Raw genomic sequence first — 18,124 nt, forward strand, 5'->3', positions numbered from 1 at the left:
CCGCCGCCCCCTACCCTGGGGAGGATCTTGAGCGGGTGACATCGGGGGACGTTGTGGGACGCCGCGAACAGCCATTGGATCCGACGGACGGGCCGATCGCCCGCTTCGCCTACGAGCTGCGCAAGTTACGCCAGGAGGCCGGCGGGCCGACCTACCGGGTGATGGCCGGCCGGGCGCACTACTCGGCCGCCACGCTCGCCCAGGCCGCGGCGGGGGAGCGGCTGCCCTCGCTGGCGGTCGCGCTGGCGTACGCGGCGGCCTGCGGCGGCGACGCCGAGGACTGGCGGCGCCGCTGGCACGAGGCCGTCCAGGAGGAACGCGACCGGGCCGCGGCCGAGGGCGAGTCCAGCTCCCCCTACCTGGGGCTGGCCAGGTTCGAGCCGGGCGACAGCGAGCTGTTCTTCGGCCGCGAGGAGATGATCGAGCGGCTGGCCGCGCTGGTGCGCGAGCATCGCGTGACCGTGCTCGTCGGCCCGTCGGGCGGCGGCAAGTCGTCGCTGCTGCGCGCCGGGCTGGTGCCGCGGCTGAGCGACGGACGCGCGCGCTCGGTCCGGATACTCACCCCCGGCCCGCACCCGCTGCGCACCTGCGGCGAGCTGAGCGCCGACGTCCTCGTGGTCGACCAGTTCGAGGAGGTGTACGCGCTGTGCGACGACCCCGGAGAGCGCGCCGCCTTCATCGACGCGCTGCTGGCCGCCACGCGGGACGACGACGGCAGGCGGCTCGTCCTCGCGCTGCGCGCCGACTTCTTCAGCCACTGCGCCGAGCACCCGGAACTGGCCGCCGCGATCCGCGAGTCCACCCTGCTGCTCAGCCCGATGACCGCGGCCGAGCTGCGCGAGGCGATCGTCCGGCCCGCCGCCTCGGCCGGGCTGATCGTCGAGCGTGACCTCACCGCCGCGATCGTGGCCGAGATCCAGGGCGAGCCCTGCGGGTTACCCCTGATGGCGCACGCCCTGCTGGAGACCTGGCGCAGACGGCACGGCCGGGCCCTGACCCTGGCGGCCTACCAGGCGGCGGGCGGGCTGCACGCGGCCATCGCCCGCACCTCGGAAGAGCTCTACGACGAGCTCTCGCCCGACGAGCAGGTCGCCCTGCGCCACCTGCTGCTGCGCATGGTGACCCCGGGCCAGGGCGCCCAGGACACCCGCAGGCCCGTCGACCGGGCCGAGCTCGCCGCCGCCGAGCGCGGCGGCACCACCGAGGTCCTGCTCGAACGGCTGGCCCAGGCCCGGCTGATCACCATCGACGAGACCACCGTCGACCTGGCGCACGAGGCGCTGCTCACCGCCTGGCCCCGGCTGAGCGCCTGGATCGAGGAGGACCGCGAGCGGCTGCGGCTGCACCGCCGTCTCACCGAGGCGGCCAACGCCTGGCACGATCACCAGCGCGACCCCGGCAGCCTGTATCGCGGGGTGCGGCTGTCGCTGGCTCTCGAGGCGTTCGACGCCTCCGGCGCGCTCACGCCGCTGGAACGTGACTTCCTGGACACCAGCGCGGCCGGCCTGGACCGCGAGCGCCGGCAGCGCACCAGGCGCAGGACGGCGATGTCGCTCCTGCTCACGCTGACGCTGGTGGCCGCCGTGCTCGCCTGGCAGCAGCACCAGGCCGGTCAGGAACGCAGGCGGGAGTCGGAGGCCCGCCGCCTGGTCGGCGTCGCCGAGAGCCTGCGCCGCACCGACCCGGTCACCGCGATGCGGCTCGGCCTCGCCGCCAGGCACGTCGCCGACCTCCCCGAGACCAGGTCCGCGCTGCTGGCCGCCCTGACGCAGAAGGAGCAGGACTCCTTCACCGACCCCGACGGTGACGCGGGCACGATGCGGCACCTCAGCGCCGACGGGCGGACCCTCGTCAGCATCGGCGCCGGTCAGGTCACCGGCTGGGACGTCGCCACGCACCGCCGGACCCTGTCGTTCCCCGCCCTGGGGGCCGCGATGGAGTACGTGGGGTGGCGCAAGGGGGACGCCTGGGTGGTTCCCCTGATCGACACGCGCCGCAGGGTCAACCTGTGGGACCTGCGTACCGGGGCCCTGCGGCCCGGCGTCCTGGGCCACGTGGCGGCCGGTGCGGAAATGGGGACGAGCGGGCGCAGCATCATCGGCTACAGCCCCCGGGGCTCGGCGTACCGCGTCAGGATGTGGGACACCGGCAGCGCCAGGACGCTCTTCGACGTGGAGATCCCGTCGAAGGCGCGCCCCACTGAACTGATCAGCTGGCCCTTCACCACCCAGTCGGAGGTGCTGCGCCAGGAACGGGAGAAGCGCGGCAACGCGCTCCCCGCGGCCCCCGACGCTGCGGCCAGCCCGGACGACCGGCTGCTGGCCGTCTGCGTCCCCGGCGAACCTCTTCAGCTCTGGGACGTCCCGAGCGGCCGCAGGACGAGCACCCCGTGGGCGCCCCGCGTCACCGTCGAACAGTGCCTCAACGAGTACGTGCACTTCACCCCCGACAGCCGGCGCATCGCCCTCATCACCGACGAACGCCTACGACTCTGGGACCTGGAATCGGGCCGGGAGCTCACGCCGGTCGAGCATCCGGGGCTGCACGATCTCGGCTTCAGCGCCGACGGGCGCTACCTGGCCGCCACCGACGGCTCTGACCTGCTGCTGTGGCGGACGGAGGACCCGGAGCGGCCGGTCTTCCGCTACCCGCTGTCGGGTGAACGCGCGAGCGACCTCAGGGTCGATCCCGCCGCCGGCTGGATCAGGTATCTCGCCGGCCCGGACGGCGCCTGGGGCGACACGGTGCGCACCCTGCGCCTGGGCGCGGCCACCGACCCCGGCTGGCGGCTCGCCGCGACCGAGTCCGCCCTGTTCAGCCCGGACGGAACGACCCTGGTCACCGCCCATCGGCAGAGCCCGACCCGGATCGGGTTCCAGGTGCGCGAGACCCGGGCGGTAGGCGCCGCGCCCGTGTCGCCGGAGGCGGAGTGCCGGCGCGCGCCCGAGCCGCCCGTCACCGGATGCGATGCCCTGCTGGCCTTCAGCTCCGACGGGCGGACCCTGGCGTACGCCGTGGGCGAGCCCCGCGGGCCCGGCTTCTCGCAGCAGGTGTCCCTGTGGGACGTGACGGGACGCCGCCAGAAGGACACGTTCGTCATCACCGGACGAGGTGACGATCTGGTGGGCAGCCTGGCCTTCGGCCCGGGCGACACCTCGCTAGTGGTCGCGTCGATACCGGTGGTGGGAGACACCCGGGTGTGGGACCTGCGCCGACGTGCCGTGGTCGCGGACATCCCGGACTCACCCAGCCGGTCGCTGGCGCTGCGGCCCGGCGGCACGCTCCTCGTCGGGTCGGAGGGCAAGGTCATCGACCTGGCCTCGGGCCGGACCATGCCCGGTGCGGGCAAGACCACCGCGCTGGCGTTCAGCAGGGACGGGACGTATCTGGCCGCCGGCGATTCCTCGGGGCGCACCGTCCTGTGGGACGGCGCGATCCGCCGCCGCCTCGGCGTGCTGTCCACGGGCACGACCGGCCGGCTGGGCCCGTTCGAAGCGCCGCTCGTCACCGCGCTCGCCTTCTCGCCCGACGGCCGCGTCCTGGCCGTGGGTGACGCCACCGGCTCGCTGCAACTGTGGGACACCGCCTCGCGCCGGCCCATCGGCACGCCCCTGCCGACGCCCGGTGACATCATCCTCGCCCTGGCCTTCAGCCCCGACGGCGAGACCGTGTACAGCGTGGGGCAGCACACCCCGCTCCGCGCGCACGATCTGCGGCCGGGCGCGGCCGAGGCGGAGGTCTGCCGGCGTGCCGGGGGCGGCCTCACCCCGGAGCAGTGGGCGTCCCATCTCCCCGGGCTGCCCTACGAGCGGGTCTGCTGACCCCCTGCTCGACGCCGGATTTGAGCGAGTGCTTAAATGGCCGGGTGATCTCGATTCCGCGCGCCGGCCGGGGCCTGCTCGCCGGGCTGGCCGTGGCCGGGGCGATCGTGGCGCTCGCCGTGCTCGCCCGGGACGTCGGCGGCCTGCACTGGCTGCTGGTGTTCCTGATCGTCCCGCCGCTGTGCCTGCCGTTGCCGCTGGGGCTGGGCACGCTGGCCTGCCGGGTGGCCGGTGTGACGCACCCGTTCGGCAGCGCGCTGCTCGGGCTGCTCCTCGCACTGGCGGCCGGGCACGGCGCCGCGCTGCTGACCCGGTTCCTCGGCGTGTCGGTCAGCGGCACCGGGCTGGCACTCGTCCTGATCCCGCTGGCCTTCGCCGCCGCCGCGGCGTTCCTCGGGTCGCCGGCACGGGAGTGAGCACGGTTGAGCGCGGGGTGAGCGCGGGGTGAGCGCGGTCAGTGGGAGTCGCGGCCGACCGCGTCGCCGCTGGAGCCGGTGAGGAAGTCCAGGTCGGCGCCCTGGTCGGCCTGCGTCACGTGCTCGACGTACAGCCGCTCCCACCCCCGCGCGGGCCGCGCGTGCCCGGTCGTGACGGGCGGGCGGGCGGCGAGTTCGGCGTCCGGGACGTCCACCCGCAGCACGCGGGCGGCCACGTCCAGCACGATCGGGTCGCCGGTGCGCACCCGCGCGAGCGGCCCGCCGGCCGCCGCCTCCGGGGCGACGTGCAGCACCACCGTGCCGTACGCGGTGCCGCTCATGCGCGCGTCGCTGACCCGCACCATGTCGCGCACCCCCTTGGCCAGCAGCTTGGCGGGCAGCGGCAGGTTGCCCACCTCGGGCATCCCCGGGTAGCCCCGGGGGCCGCAGCCGCGCAGCACCAGCACCGACGTCTCGTCCACGGGCAGGTCGGGGGAGTCGAGCCGGGCGTGCAGGTCCTCGACGCTGTCGAACACCACCGCCCGCCCCCGGTGCCGCAGCAGCTCGGGTGAGGCGGCCGCGGGCTTGATCACCGCGCCGTCCGGGGCGAGGTTGCCGCGCAGGACGGCGATGCCCGCGTCCGGCAGCAGCGGGTCGGCGCGCCGCCGGATGACGTCCTCGTCCCAGATCTCGGCCCCGGCCAGGCAGGAGGTCAGCGGCGCACCGGTGACCGTGATCGCCGACGGGTCGAGCAGGTCCTCGACCTGCTTCAGCACCGCCGTCAGCCCGCCCGCCCTGAAAAGGTCGTCCATCAGGTGCCGGCCGGCCGGCTGCAGGTCGGCCAGCAGCGGCACGCCGGAGCCGACGCGGTCGAAGTCGTCCAGGCTCAGCTCGACGCCCAGCCGCCCGGCCACGGCCAGCAGGTGCACCACCGCGTTGGTGGAACCGCCGATCGCGGCCAGCGTGACGATGGCGTTCACGAACGCGGCCCTGGTCATGATCCGGCTGGGCCTGCGGTCGTCGCGGACCAGGCCGACGGCGAGCCTGCCGGTGTCGTGCGCGCGTTCGAGCAGCCGGCTGTCGGGCGCCGGGATGCCCGCGGTGCCGGGGATGGTCATGCCCAGCGCCTCGGCCACGCAGGCCATGGTGGACGCGGTGCCCATCGTGTTGCAGTGACCCCGGCTGCGGATCATCGACGACCCGGAGTCCAGGAACGCCTCGCGGGAGAGCGTGCCCGCGCGTACCTCCTCGCTGAGCCGCCACACGTCGGTGCCGCAGCCGAGCGGCGCGCCGCGGAAGTGCCCGGTCAGCATCGGGCCGCCGGGCATGACGACGGCGGGCAGGTCGACCGAGGCGGCGGCCATGAGCAGCGCCGGGATCGTCTTGTCGCAGCCGCCGAGCAGCACCACGCCGTCGATCGGGTTGGCCCGCAGCATCTCCTCGGCGGCCATCGCGGCCAGGTTGCGCCAGAGCATCGCCGTGGGACGCAGATTCGTCTCGCCCAGGGACATCACGGGCAGCACGTGCGGCACGCCGCCGGCCGCCCAGACGCCGTCCGACACGGCCGCGGCGACCTCGTCCAGGTGGGAGTTGCACGGGGTCAGGGCGGAGGCGGTGCTGGCGATCGCGAGGTGCGGCCGCTCGCCGTCGAAGGCGTCGGCGGGCAGGCCGCGGCGCATCCACGCCCGGTGGATGTAGGAGTTCCTGTCGCTTCCCGAATACCACCGCGAACTGCGCAGCCCCATGGCGCAGCACCCTATCCGGCGCAAGGGGATTCATCGCCGCCTGGGGAGGAATCAGGGTAGGCATGGACCAAATCGACGCCTACTGGCGTGCGGCCAACTACCTGTCCGTGGGCCAGATCTACCTGCTGGACAACCCCCTGCTCAGCGAGCCGCTGCGGCCGGAGCACATCAAGCCGCGCCTGCTCGGCCACTGGGGCACCACGCCCGGGCTGAACTTCTGCTTCGCGCATCTCAACCGGGTGATCCGCGAGCGGGACCAGGACATGATCTACATCGCCGGTCCGGGGCACGGCGGTCCGGCCGCCGTGGCCCACGCGTGGCTGGAGGGGTCCTACTCCGAGCGCTACCCGAACGTGTCGCAGGACGCCGAAGGCATGAAACTGCTCTTCCGCCAGTTCTCCTTCCCCGGCGGCATCCCCAGCCACGTCGCGCCGGAGACGCCGGGCTCCATCCACGAGGGCGGCGAGCTGGGCTACTCGCTGGCCCACGCGTACGGCGCCGCCTTCGACAACCCGGGCCTGGTGGTGGCGTGCGTCGTGGGCGACGGCGAGGCGGAGACCGGCCCGCTGGCCGGAAGCTGGCACTCCAACAAGCTGCTCGACCGCACGCGCGACGGCGTGGTGCTGCCGATCCTGCACCTGAACGGCTACAAGATCGCCAACCCGACCATCCTGGCCAGGATCCCCGAGCCCGAGCTGATCAAGCTGATGGAGGGCTACGGCTACCGCCCGCACCTGGTCGGGGCCGACCACCGGGAGATGGCCGCCACTCTCGACACCGCCTTCGACGAGATCGCCGCCTACCGGGCGGGCGACGCCGACCGGCTGCCGATGATCATCCTGCGCACCCCCAAGGGCTGGACCGGGCCGCGCGAGGTGGACGGCAAACCGGTCGAGGGCACCTGGCGCGCGCACCAGGTGCCGCTGGCCGGGGTTCGGCAGAACGCCGAGCACCTGGCCATGCTGGAGGGCTGGATGCGGTCGTACCGGCCGGAGGAGCTGTTCGACTCGGGCGGCAGGCCGGTGCCCGAGCTCGCCCGCACCGTGCCCGCGGGCCAGCGCAGGATGAGCGCGAACCCGCACGCCAACGGCGGCGAGCTGCTGCAGCCGCTGCGGCTGCCCGACTTCCGCGCGCACGCGGTCGAGGTGAAGGCGCCCGCGGCCCAGCAGAGCGAGCCCACCCGGGTGCTCGGCGGCCTGCTGCGCGACGTGATCGCGGCCAACCCGCGCACCTTCCGCCTGATGGGCCCGGACGAGACCGAGTCGAACCGGCTGAGCGAGGTGTTCGAGACCACCGACCGGGCCTGGAACGCCGAGATCCTGCCCACCGACGAGCACCTGGCCCCCGGCGGCCGGGTGATGGAGGTGCTCAGCGAGCACCTGTGCCAGGGCTGGCTGGAGGGCTACCTGCTGACCGGCCGCCACGGGCTGTTCAACTGCTACGAGGCGTTCATCCACATCATCGACGCCATGTTCAACCAGCACGCCAAGTGGCTGGAGTCGGCGCGGAAGATCTCCTGGCGGCGTCCGGTGGCGTCGCTGACGTACCTGCTGTCGTCGCACGTCTGGCGTCAGGACCACAACGGCTTCTCCCACCAGGACCCGGGCTTCCTGGACGTGGTGGTGAACAAGAAGGCGTCCGTGGTGCGCGTCTACCTGCCGCCGGACGCCAACACCCTGCTGTCGGTGGCCGACCACTGCCTCAGGTCACGCGACTACGTCAACGTGATCGTGGCCGGCAAGCAGCCGGTGCTCGACCTGTTCACCATGGACGAGGCCATCGCGCACAACACCCGCGGCCTGGGCATCCTGCCGTGGGCCTCCAGCGACCAGGGCAGCGAGCCCGACGTGGTGCTGGCCTGCGCCGGCGACGTGCCCACCCTGGAGGCGCTGGCCGCCGCCGCGCTGCTGCGCGAGCACCTGCCCGAGCTGAAGGTGCGCTTCATCAACGTGGTGGACCTGATGCGGCTGCAGCCGCCGTCGGAGCACCCGCACGGCATGCCGGACGCCGAGTTCGACACCCTGTTCACCACCGACAAGCCGGTCATCTTCAACTTCCACGGCTACCCGTCGCTCATCCACCAGCTCACCTACCGCCGCCACGGCCACGACCACCTGCACGTGCGCGGATACAAGGAGGAGGGCACCACCACCACGCCGTTCGACATGGCCATGCTCAACGACATCGACCGCTACCACCTGGTCATGGACGTCATCGACCGGGTGCCCGGGCTCGGCACCAGGGCGGCGCACCTGCGTCAGCGCATGGCCGACGCCCGGCTGCGGGCCCGCGACTTCACCAGGGACCACGGCGAGGACGCCCCGGAGATCAGCTCCTGGACCTGGCCGCCGTCCGCCTCGTCGTGAACGCGCGCTCTCACGACTCACTGGCCGGCATCGCGGGCAGCCAGAAGTCGACCGCCGTGCCCGCGCCGGGCCCGCCGCGGATGCCCCACCAGCCGCCGGCGATCTCGGCGCGCTCGCGCATCTCGATCAGCCCGTAGTGGCCGGGCGCCGGCTGCCCGTCGCTCCCGGCGGGCAGGCCGGCGCCGTCGTCGACGACGCGCACGTGCACACCGCGGTCGAGCGAGGACAGCGACACCAGCACCGATCGGGCCCTGGCGTGCTTGCGCACGTTGGTCAGCGCCTCCTGGCAGATGCGGAAGACGATGATCGAGGTCTCCGGCGGCGGCTCGGCGGCCAGGTCGTTCCTGAGCTCGTACGTCAGGCCCTCCTTGACGATCGTCTCGTCCAGGTAGCCGGTCAGCGTGGGGACCAGGCCCGCGCTGTCGATGCCCGGCGGGCGCAGCTGGAAGGTGAGGTCGCGCAGGCGGGCGACGGCGGCGTGCACCGCGGCGTCGAGGTCGCGCATCGCCGCGGCGTGCTCGCCGGGCAGCCGGGCGGCCAGCAGCTGCAGGCGCATGCCGACGGCGACCATGGACTGGATGGTGTCGTCGTGCACGTCCCAGGCGATGCGCCGCCGCTCCTGCTCCTGGGCGCGCACCAGGTGGGCCAGCAGCCTGCCGCGTTCGTCGAGCGCGCGGGCGACGACGCGGCGCTCGGTCAGGTCGCGGGTCACCTTGCCGAACCCGCGCAGCCGCCGCCGGTCGTCGAACAGCGGGGTGATGATCACGTTCGCCCAGAACCTGGTGCCGTCCTTGCGCATCCGCCAGCCCTCGTCCTCCAGGCGGCCGGCGGCCACGGCCTCCTCCAGCTCGCGCGCCGGTCTGCCCGACTCGACGTCCTCGGGCGGGTAGAACACCGAGAAGTGCGAGCCGACGATCTCCTCGGCCCGGTAGCCCTTGATGCGTTCCGCGCCGGCGTTCCAGCTGATGACGTGGCCCTGGGGGTCGAGCATGAAGATCGCGTAGTCGGAGACGCTCTGGACGAGCAGCCGGAACCGCTCCTCGCTGTCACGCAGCGCCTCCTCGGCCGTATGACGTTCGGTCGCGTCGTCCATACCGCAGCAGCATGACATGATCGTGAATCCCGCGTCAGCCGCCCGTGCCCGGGAAGGCGGCCGGGGAGGTGGCAGGGGCGAAGGGGGCGCCGAGCTCGCACCACACCACCTTGCCCTCGTCCTTGTGCGCGACGCCCCAGCCCGAGCAGAGCAGTTTGATGACGTGTAATCCCCATCCGTGCGCGGGTCCGGGCTCGCGCGGCTCTGGCACGTCCACGCCGGCGTCGCCCACCTCGACGCGCACGCGCACCCGGTCGCCGCTCACCCGCAGCAGCGGCGGGCCCTCGCCGTGCACGAGCGCGTTCGTGACCAGCTCGGACACGACCAGGAGCACGTCCTCGTGGTAGCCGCCGTATCCGCATTCGGCCAGGGCGCGACGGGTCAGCCGCCGGGCGAGGGTGATGCTGCTCATCTCCTCCGGCAGGCGGGATTCCAACTGGTACGGACCAGTGTCGCTGCCCATGTTCCTACTGTCGGCCAGCGGGGATGCGCCCACGAGACGCAGCCGTCCCAACCTGACTGGTGCGGTTGCGGGAAGTTTTCTGATGCAGGTGCACCATCAGTCGAGTAAGCCCTCCCTGCGCGCGATGGCCACGGCCTCCAGCTTGGAACGCGCGCCCAGCTTCTCCAGCACGTGCTGGACGTGGTTGCGCGCGGTGTTGCGGGCCACCCCGAGCCGCCGCCCGACCTCCTGCGTGGTCACGCCCTCGGCCAGCAGCAGCAGCGTCTCGCGTTCGCGCAGGGTCAGCCGTGTGCCGACGCGGCCGGTCAGCCGGTCGAGGACGCCGGGCAGGAGCCCGGGCGCGAACACCACGCCGCCGGCGGCCACCTCGCGCACGGCGGCCTCCAGCTCGCGCAGCCGCGACGACTTGAGCAGCAGCCCGGCCCCGCCCGCCTGCACCACGCGGGCGGCGACCGAGGCGGTGGCCTCACCGGTCAGCACCAGCACCCGGGCGCTGGGGGCGGCGGCGAGCAGCCGGCCGATGGCCGCGACGGCGTCGCCGTCGGGCAGCCGCCGGTCCAGGACGACCACGTCGGGCCGGGTACGGCCGGCGTCGGCCACGGCCGCGGCGATCGAACCGGCGCCGGCCACCACCTCGATGCCGGGCGCCTGGTCCAGCGCCAGCCCGATGGCCTCGGCCACCATGGCGTGATCTTCCACGAGGAGCAGCCGGATCGTCCGGGCCGCAAAGGCCCTCGTTTCGGACATAGTGCGAAATCCTTGGTTTCGGTGCGAGCCGGTCCCATCCTCGCGCACGCCGCGGCCCGCGTCCGGGAAAAGTCTGCCACCGACGTGGGATCCTCGGGACGTCTCATGACCTGACGCCCTACGCTCAGCAAAGAGTCGCCTCCGCCATGCGCGGAATCTTCATCGTTGGGTACGGGGTTACGGGACTATGTGATCGGTTTGAATCTTGACGGCACGGAGGAAGACGTGAACGGCGACATCACCCAGAGCCAGGAGTGGGCGGCTCTCGGCAAGCATCACGAGGAGCTGGCGGGCAAGCACCTGCGCGAGCTGTTCGCGGAAGACCCGGGCCGGGCCGAGCGCATGACGGTGACCGCGGGTGACCTCTACCTTGACTACGCCAAGCACCGCGCCACGGCCGAGACCGTCGACCTGCTGGTGAGCCTGGCCGAGCGGGCCGGTCTGCGCGAGCGCGTGGCGGCCATGTTCGGCGGCGAGCACATCAACGTGTCGGAGGACCGGGCGGTGCTGCACGTGGCCCTGCGCATGCGCCGCCAGGCCAAGCTCGTGGTCGACGGGCAAGACGTGATCGCCGACGTGCACGCCGTGCTCGACAAGATGAGCGCCTTCGCCGACCGGGTGCGCGCCAAGGAGTGGAAGGGCGCCACCGGGCAGCCCATCACGACCGTGGTGAACATCGGCATCGGCGGCTCCGACCTGGGCCCGGCCATGGCCTACGAGGCGCTGCGCGACTACGCCGACGCCGGCATCGCGGCCAGGTTCGTCTCCAACATCGACCCGGCCGACATCACCGGCAACCTGGCCGGTCTCGACCCGGCCACCACGCTGTTCGTGGTCAGCTCCAAGACGTTCACCACGCTCGAGACGCTGACCAACGCCCGCGTGGCCCGCCGCTGGCTGGTCGACGCGCTCGGCGAGGACGCGGTGTCCAAGCACTTCGTGGCCGTGTCCACCAACGCCGAGAAGGTCGCCGAGTTCGGCATCGACACCGACAACATGTTCGGCTTCTGGGACTGGGTGGGCGGCCGCTACTCCTACGACGGCGCGATCGGCCTGTCGCTGATGATCGCCATCGGCCCCGAGCGGTTCCGCGAGATGCTCGACGGCTTCCACGAGATGGACCAGCACTTCCGCACCGCGCCGTTCAAGGCCAACATGCCGGTGCTGATGGCGCTGCTCGGCATCTGGTACACCGACTTCTTCGAGTCCGAGACCCGCGCCGTGCTGCCCTACAGCCAGCGGCTGCACCGCTTCCCCGCCTACCTGCAGCAGCTCACCATGGAGTCCAACGGCAAGTCCGTGCGCGCCGACGGCACGCCGGTCACCACCGACACCGGCGAGATCTTCTGGGGCGAGCCGGGCACCAACGGCCAGCACGCCTTCTACCAGCTCCTGCACCAGGGCACCCGGCTGGTGCCGGCCGACTTCATCGGCTTCGCCGAGCCGTTCGAGGACCGCGAGGGCATGCACGACCAGCTCACCGCCAACCTGCTGGCGCAGACCTCGGCGCTGGCGTTCGGCAAGACCGCCGAGGAGATCGCGGCCGAGGGCACGCCGCCGGAGATCGTCCCGCACAAGGTGATGCCGGGCAACCGGCCCACCTCCACGATCCTGGCCACCAAGCTCACGCCGAGCACGCTCGGCCAGCTCGTCGCGCTGTACGAGCACATCGTGTTCGTCGAGGGCACGATCTGGGGCGTCGACTCCTTCGACCAGTGGGGCGTCGAGCTGGGCAAGAAGATGGCACTCGACGTGGCGCCCGCGCTCACCTCCGAAGAGCCGCCCACCACCTTCCCCGACGCCTCCACCGAACTCCTCGTGCGCCGCTACCGGCAGCTCAGAGGAAGAAGGGTCTGATCATGAGCCACGCGGGCGCGCTCGTCCTGTTCGGCATCACCGGCGACCTGGCACGCAAGAACCTGCTGCGGGCCCTGTACGAGCTCACCAGAGACGAGGGTCTCGACCTGCCGATCATCGGCGTGGCCAAGACCGACATGAACCTCGACGGCCTGCGCGAGCACGCCCGCGTGGCCATCGGCAAGATCGACGACGAGGCCGCGTTCGGCAAGCTGGCCGGCAACCTGCGGCTCGTCGCCGGCGACTACCGCGACGAGTCCACCTTCACCCGGCTGCGCGACGAGGTCGCCGGCCACGGCTTCCTCGTCCACTACCTGGCGGTGCCGCCGTCGCTGTTCGCCGTGGTGGCCGAGGGGCTGGCCGGGGTCGGGCTGAACCAGAACGCCAGGCTCGTGGTGGAGAAGCCGTTCGGCCACGACCAGGCCTCGGCCCGGGCGCTCAACGCCGAGCTGCTGAAGTTCTTCGACGAGGATCATCTACGCCGGGTCGACCACTTCCTGGGCAAGGAGCCGGTCGAGGACCTCATGGTGTTCAGGTTCGCCAACATGCTGCTCGAACCCATCTGGAACAGGAACTTCGTGCGCAGCGTGCAGATCACGATGGCCGAAGACTTCGACGTCTCCGACCGGGGCGCCTTCTACGACGCCAACGGCACGATCCGCGACGTGGTGCAGAACCACCTGCTGCAGCTGCTGGCCATCCTGGCGATGGACCCGCCGCCGTCCACCGACGCCCGGGCCCAGCTCGACGAGAAGTGGCGGGTGCTGCGCGCGGTGCGCGCGGTGTCGCCGTCCGACGTCGTGCGCGGCCAGTACGAGGGCTACCTCGACACCGCGGGCGTGCGGCCGGGCTCCGGCACCGAGACGTTCGTGGCGCTGCGCGCGTACGTGGAGAACTGGCGGTGGGCCGGGGTGCCGTGGTGCATCCGCTCGGGCAAGGCGCTGCCCACCACCGACCTGGAGATCGTCGCCGAGCTGCGCCGTCCGCCGGTGACGATGTTCCGCGGCGACGACGCCCACGTTCGGCCCAACCTCATCAGGTTCAGGCTGCAGCCCGACGCCGGCGTGACGTTCGACCTGCTGGCCAAGGAGCCCGGCCGGCAGCACACCAGGCAGGTGCCGGTCAGCGTCGACTTCACCAAGGTGCTCGGGCCGATGGAGGCCGCCTACGAGCGCATCCTGACCGACGCCATCAGCGGCGATCCGCGGCGTTTCGCCAGGATGGACCTGGTGGAGGAGTCGTGGCGGATCGTGCAGCCGGTGCTCGACCTGCCCGACCGGCCGCTGCCGTACGCGAAGGGCAGCTGGGGCCCCGAGCCGGCCGAGCAGATCGCGCCGGGCGGATGGCATGAGATCTCGACCACCTTCGACTAGAAGCGTCTGGTTTACGACACTTATTGACGTTTCAAGCGGATAGTCCGACGATCACAGGATGCCCGTCATCCCCGTGCCCGGCCGCGAGCACACCTGGGCCGCGCTCACCCCGGCCACCGCGTTCGTCTTCGGTGTGGAATCGGGCGCGGCGGCCGGCGCGGACACCCGGGTCAGCCAGTGGTACTGGGGTCCCCGGCCGCCCGACGCCGCGCTGCCCGAGCTGGCCGTCAGCGCCGCGTCCTGGATGGCCTCCAGCTTCGTCGACCCGGCCGACGCCACCGAGCTGCTGCCCGTCGACGGCGGCCGCCGCTGGGGCGTGCCCGCGCTGCAGGCCGTCTACGACGGCGGCGTGCGCTCGGTCGAGCTGGCCTTCGAGGAGGCGGTCAGCGGCGAGAACGAGATCGAGCTGGTGCTGCGCGACCGCGCCTACGGGCTGCGCGTCAGCCTGCACGTCCGCGCGCACCACGACAGCGACGTCATCGAACGCTGGGTCGGGGTGACCAACGAGTCGGCCGTGACCGTCCGGCTGACCAGGCTCGACTCCGGCAGCTGGGCGCTGCCCGAACAGGCCGGGCACCGCTACCTCGGCGCGGCCGGCGGCTGGGCGCGCGAGACCCAGCCGCACCGCGGCGACCTGCCGGTCGGCGAGACCACGTTCGGCAGCAGGACGGGCGCCACCTCGCACAAGGCCAACCCGTGGATCATGATCGGCGACGCCACCGAGGACGCCGGCCAGGTGTGGGGTGTGGCGCTGGCCTGGAGCGGATCGTGGCGGCTCACCGCGCAGCGCCGCCCCGAAGGCGACCTCGCGATCAGCGCCGGATTCGGCCACGACGGCCTGTCCTGGCCGCTGGCGCCCGGCGAGTCGCTGCGCACACCGCCCGCGCTCGGCCTGCACACCCCCGCCGGCGGGTACGGCGCCGCCAGCCGCGCCTGGCACGACTACGCGCGCAGGCACGTGCTGCCCACCCCCGACGAGGAACGTCCCGTGCTGTACAACTCGTGGGAGGCCACCTGGTTCGACGTCACCGAGGAAGGCCAGCTCGACCTGGCCCGCCGCGCCGCCCACCTGGGCGTGGAGCTGTTCGTGGTGGACGACGGCTGGTTCGGCGCCAGGACCGACGACACCAAGGGCCTCGGCGACTGGTGGCCCAACCCGGACCGCTTCCCCCAGGGCCTGGGCGAACTGTTCGACGGCGTCCGGGCGCTCGGCATGCGGGCCGGCCTGTGGGTCGAACCGGAAATGGTCAACCCGGACAGCGACCTCTACCGCAAGCACCCCGACTGGGCGCTGCACTACCCGGACCGCCGCCGCGACACCATGCGCAACCAGCTCGTGCTCAACTTCGCCCGGCCGGACGTGCGCGCGTGGGCGCTCGACTGGCTCGACCGGCTCGTCCGCGAGTACCGGCTGGACTACCTCAAGTGGGACATGAACCGCGGCTTCTCCCAGGCCGGCCCCGGCGACCTGCTCTGGATCGAGCACAGCCGCGGCGTCTACGCCATCATGGACGAACTGCGCGGACGGCATCCCAGGCTCAGGATCGAATCCTGCTCCGGCGGCGGCGGCCGGATCGACTACGGGATCCTGCGGCGTACCGACCAGGTGTGGACCTCCGACAACACCGACGCCCGCGACCGGCAGGAGATCCAGCGCGGCTACTCCTACCTGTATCCGGCCTCGGCGATGTCCTGCTGGGTCACCGACAGCCCGAACCCGATCAGCGCCCGCAGGGTGCCGCTGCGTTACCGCTTCCACGTCGCCATGGCCGGCACGCTGGGCGTCGGGGGCGACCTCACCACGTGGGAGGCGGGGGAGCTGGCGGAGGCCGCGCAGCTGATCGCCGACTACAAGGCGGTGCGCCGGGTGATCCAGCACGGCGCGCTGCACCGGCTCGCGGGCACCCCGGGCACCACGGCCTCGGCCCTGCAGTACACGCTCGGCGACCAGGCCGTCGTCCTCGCCTACAACCCGTTCGCCCTGGACAAGCACCCGCCGCGCCGGGTGCGCCTGGCCGGCCTCGACCCCGCCGCCCGCTACGCCGACACCGACGGGCACCGCTGGCACGGCGCCACGCTCATGCACCACGGGCTGGCCCTGCCCACCTGGCACGACTACGGGCCCGACTACCGCAGCGAGATGGTGGTCTTGCGGCGGATCTAGGGCGACTATGGCGGAATGGACCTCAAGGAGCTCATGGAACAGGCCAAGGACGCCGTCACCGTGCAGCGCGTCTTCGGCGAGCCCATCCACCACGGGGACGTGGTCGTCATCCCGGTCGCCAAGATCGCCCAGGGCGGGGGCGGCGGCAGCGGCCAGGGCAAGGAAGGCGAGCAGGGCGGCGGCGGAGGCTTCGGCTTCGGCGCGCATCCTGCGGGCGTGTACGTGATCAAGAACGGCGACGTGCGCTGGGAGCCGGCCATCGACGTCAACCGGATCGTGCTGGCCGGGCAGCTCGTCGGGATCGCGCTGCTGCTGACGATCAGGGCCTTCATCAAGAAGCGGCGTCGTCGCGGGCATTAGCGGGGGGTGGTCGGTGGGCATGATGGCAGTGTGCTGATCGATCTGCTCGACGCGGGGCTGCCCGGCCGCGACCACCTGATGCCCGGCTCGAACCGCCCGGTCCACCTGACCCCACTGCCCGAGACCGGCTCGGCCGGCGGGCCCAGTTCACCGGCGGGGACGGCGCTGTCCGATGGGATGGCGTCGTCCGGTGGGATGGCGTCGTCCGAGGGGGCCGGGTCCTCTGGAGAGACGGTGTCGTCCGATGGGGGCGCGTCGTTCGGTGGGTTCGCGTCGCTGGTGCGGTATCCGGTCGGCTGGTCGCGTCCGGAGCGTGGGCACTGCCTGGCGGGGGAGGAGTTCGTCCTGCTTGAGGGCGAACTGCACATCTCCGGTATCAGCTACCGCCCAGGGCACCACGCCTGGATCCCGGCCGGCGCGCTACGCCACTCGTGTTCGGCGCCCGGCGGCGCGCTGGTGCTGGCGTTCGCCGCAGGTGAGCCCGCCTGGGTGCCCAGCGACCTGGACGTACCCGACGGACCCAGCCTGCGCACGCCACTGGAAAGCGTCGTCATCCCGGACGGCGGCCTGCCGCTCACCCCGCGTTCCGCCCTGCTCGACACGCCCGTCACCCTTGACCAGCCCGCCGCCGTCGTCACCGTACCGGCCTGGACGTGGGAGATCTCCGCCTTCGTCCCCGACGGACGCGTCCTCGTAAGGTGGACGGCATGACCTCGATCACGCAGATCGCAGCTTTCGGTGGAGTGGTGATGCTCGGCGCGATGTCTCCCGGGCCGGACTTCGCCGTCGTGGTCCGCCGCTCGGCGGTCTCCGGCCGCCTGCACGGCATGGCGACGGCGGCCGGGGTGTCGGCGGGCGTGTTCGTGTGGGTGATGGCGGCGGCCACCGGCGTGGCGGCACTGCTGGCGGCCTCGGCCGCGGCCTTCACCGTGGTCAAGGTGGTGGGCGCGGCGTACCTGCTGTACCTGGGCGCCCGCGCGCTGCGTGCCGCGTTCCGCAAGGGCGGCCCGGTGGAGCTCGACCTGCCCGACCCGGGAAAGAAGAGCCCGTGGGCGGCCTTCGGCGAAGGCTTCCTGACGAACGTGCTCAACCCCAAGGCCGCGCTGTTCTTTGTGGCGCTCGTGCCCCAGTTCCTCAGCGCCCAGGCGGCGCCGTCCGACACGCTGGTGTTGTCGGTGATCGCGCTGGCGGGCACGGTCGTGTGGTTCCTGCTGGTGGCGAACGTGGTCAGCGCCCTGCGGCGGGCGTTCACCCGTCCGGCGGTACGGCGCGCGGTGGACGGGCTGACGGGCACGGCACTGGTCGCACTCGGCATCAACCTGGCCACCGCCACCCGCCCCTGACCTGACCCCGCCCCTGGGAACGGCCGCTTTCCTGACCTCTCGTGGGGGACAGGAAACCACCCGACCCAACCGGAAGGCCGGCCACCGGGATTATCGGCCACCCCATGGCAGAGAGCCCCACGGCCGGAACCCCCACGGCCGTAACCCCCACGGCCGGGAGCCCCACAGCCGGGGAGGGCTACGTCCGGGGGGCCACAGCCAGGTAGACCGTCCTCTCACGGCCAGGAGACGGCCTGGCCACCCGAGGCCAGAAGGTGGAAACCCGAGAGTCGGGAAGCGGAAACCTGAGTCAATCAGGAGATGGATACTCCCAGGAGGTGGCCCAGGCCGAATGTCACGGTCGCCGCGCCCACCCCCAGCGCGAGCTGCCGTACCC

The 18,124-nt window shown here is 72.5% G+C and carries 13 protein-coding genes; 9 read left to right on the forward strand and 4 right to left on the reverse strand.

All coding sequences use genetic code 11. The features are described from left to right. Nucleotides 1-74: 74 nt before the first annotated feature. Both HII36_RS31210 and HII36_RS31215 read left to right on the forward strand, forming a co-directional pair. Complete coding sequence (locus HII36_RS31210) at nucleotides 75-3,821, forward strand: nSTAND1 domain-containing NTPase (RefSeq protein ID WP_217370194.1); 3,747 nt, start codon at nucleotides 75-77, stop codon at nucleotides 3,819-3,821. Between the two features lie 44 nt (nucleotides 3,822-3,865). After that, nucleotides 3,866-4,237, forward strand: a complete 372-nt coding sequence (locus HII36_RS31215) for a hypothetical protein (RefSeq protein WP_173526869.1) — start codon at nucleotides 3,866-3,868, stop codon at nucleotides 4,235-4,237. A gap of 38 nt (nucleotides 4,238-4,275) precedes the next feature. On the opposite strand, the gene HII36_RS31220 is transcribed toward HII36_RS31215, so the two are convergent. Continuing rightward, nucleotides 4,276-5,982 carry an IlvD/Edd family dehydratase gene (locus HII36_RS31220; protein ID WP_173526870.1) on the reverse strand — a complete coding sequence of 569 codons (1,707 nt, stop codon included), beginning with the start codon at nucleotides 5,980-5,982 and terminating at the stop codon, nucleotides 4,276-4,278. A gap of 62 nt (nucleotides 5,983-6,044) precedes the next feature. Between HII36_RS31220 and HII36_RS31225 the strand changes: the two genes are divergently transcribed. Beyond that, nucleotides 6,045-8,348: a phosphoketolase family protein gene (locus HII36_RS31225; RefSeq protein ID WP_173526871.1), complete on the forward strand. Its 2,304-nt coding sequence runs from the start codon at nucleotides 6,045-6,047 to the stop codon at nucleotides 8,346-8,348. Nucleotides 8,349-8,358: 10 nt separating this feature from the next. Here HII36_RS31225 and HII36_RS31230 read toward each other — a convergent pair whose 3' ends face one another. The 3 genes from HII36_RS31230 to HII36_RS31240 all read right to left on the reverse strand — a co-directional run bounded on the left by HII36_RS31230 (nucleotide 8,359) and on the right by HII36_RS31240 (nucleotide 10,651). Further along, on the reverse strand, nucleotides 8,359-9,441 hold the full coding sequence (locus HII36_RS31230; RefSeq protein ID WP_217370195.1) for a PAS domain-containing sensor histidine kinase: 1,083 nt from the start codon (nucleotides 9,439-9,441) through the stop codon (nucleotides 8,359-8,361). A gap of 34 nt (nucleotides 9,442-9,475) precedes the next feature. Next, on the reverse strand, nucleotides 9,476-9,904 hold the full coding sequence (locus HII36_RS31235) for an ATP-binding protein (RefSeq protein ID WP_217370196.1): 429 nt from the start codon (nucleotides 9,902-9,904) through the stop codon (nucleotides 9,476-9,478). 96 nt (nucleotides 9,905-10,000) lie between these two features. Continuing rightward, on the reverse strand, nucleotides 10,001-10,651 hold the full coding sequence (locus HII36_RS31240; RefSeq protein ID WP_173526873.1) for a response regulator transcription factor: 651 nt from the start codon (nucleotides 10,649-10,651) through the stop codon (nucleotides 10,001-10,003). Nucleotides 10,652-10,876: 225 nt separating this feature from the next. Between HII36_RS31240 and pgi the strand changes: the two genes are divergently transcribed. The 6 genes from pgi to HII36_RS31270 are packed head-to-tail and all read left to right on the forward strand — an operon-like array spanning nucleotide 10,877 to nucleotide 17,748. Continuing rightward, on the forward strand, nucleotides 10,877-12,508 hold the full coding sequence (gene pgi, locus HII36_RS31245; RefSeq protein ID WP_173526874.1) for a glucose-6-phosphate isomerase: 1,632 nt from the start codon (nucleotides 10,877-10,879) through the stop codon (nucleotides 12,506-12,508). A 2-nt stretch (nucleotides 12,509-12,510) separates the two neighbouring features. Next, on the forward strand, nucleotides 12,511-13,881 hold the full coding sequence (gene zwf, locus HII36_RS31250) for a glucose-6-phosphate dehydrogenase (RefSeq protein ID WP_173526875.1): 1,371 nt from the start codon (nucleotides 12,511-12,513) through the stop codon (nucleotides 13,879-13,881). A 58-nt stretch (nucleotides 13,882-13,939) separates the two neighbouring features. Then, on the forward strand, nucleotides 13,940-16,045 hold the full coding sequence (locus HII36_RS31255; protein WP_173526876.1) for an alpha-galactosidase: 2,106 nt from the start codon (nucleotides 13,940-13,942) through the stop codon (nucleotides 16,043-16,045). A gap of 15 nt (nucleotides 16,046-16,060) precedes the next feature. Continuing rightward, nucleotides 16,061-16,405 (forward strand): GerW family sporulation protein, encoded by a 345-nt coding sequence (locus tag HII36_RS31260; protein ID WP_173526877.1) that lies wholly within the window; start codon nucleotides 16,061-16,063, stop codon nucleotides 16,403-16,405. Nucleotides 16,406-16,435: 30 nt separating this feature from the next. Further along, nucleotides 16,436-17,116 (forward strand): hypothetical protein, encoded by a 681-nt coding sequence (locus HII36_RS31265; RefSeq protein ID WP_173526878.1) that lies wholly within the window; start codon nucleotides 16,436-16,438, stop codon nucleotides 17,114-17,116. Then, on the forward strand, nucleotides 17,113-17,748 hold the full coding sequence (locus tag HII36_RS31270) for a LysE family translocator (protein WP_173526879.1): 636 nt from the start codon (nucleotides 17,113-17,115) through the stop codon (nucleotides 17,746-17,748). Before HII36_RS31265 ends, HII36_RS31270 begins: the two co-directional genes overlap by 4 nt. The last annotated feature ends 376 nt before the right edge of the window (nucleotides 17,749-18,124 follow it).

It is taken from the genome of Nonomuraea antri (assembly GCF_013283785.1).
In the GTDB taxonomy this organism is placed as follows: Bacteria; Actinomycetota; Actinomycetes; order Streptosporangiales; family Streptosporangiaceae; genus Nonomuraea; species Nonomuraea antri.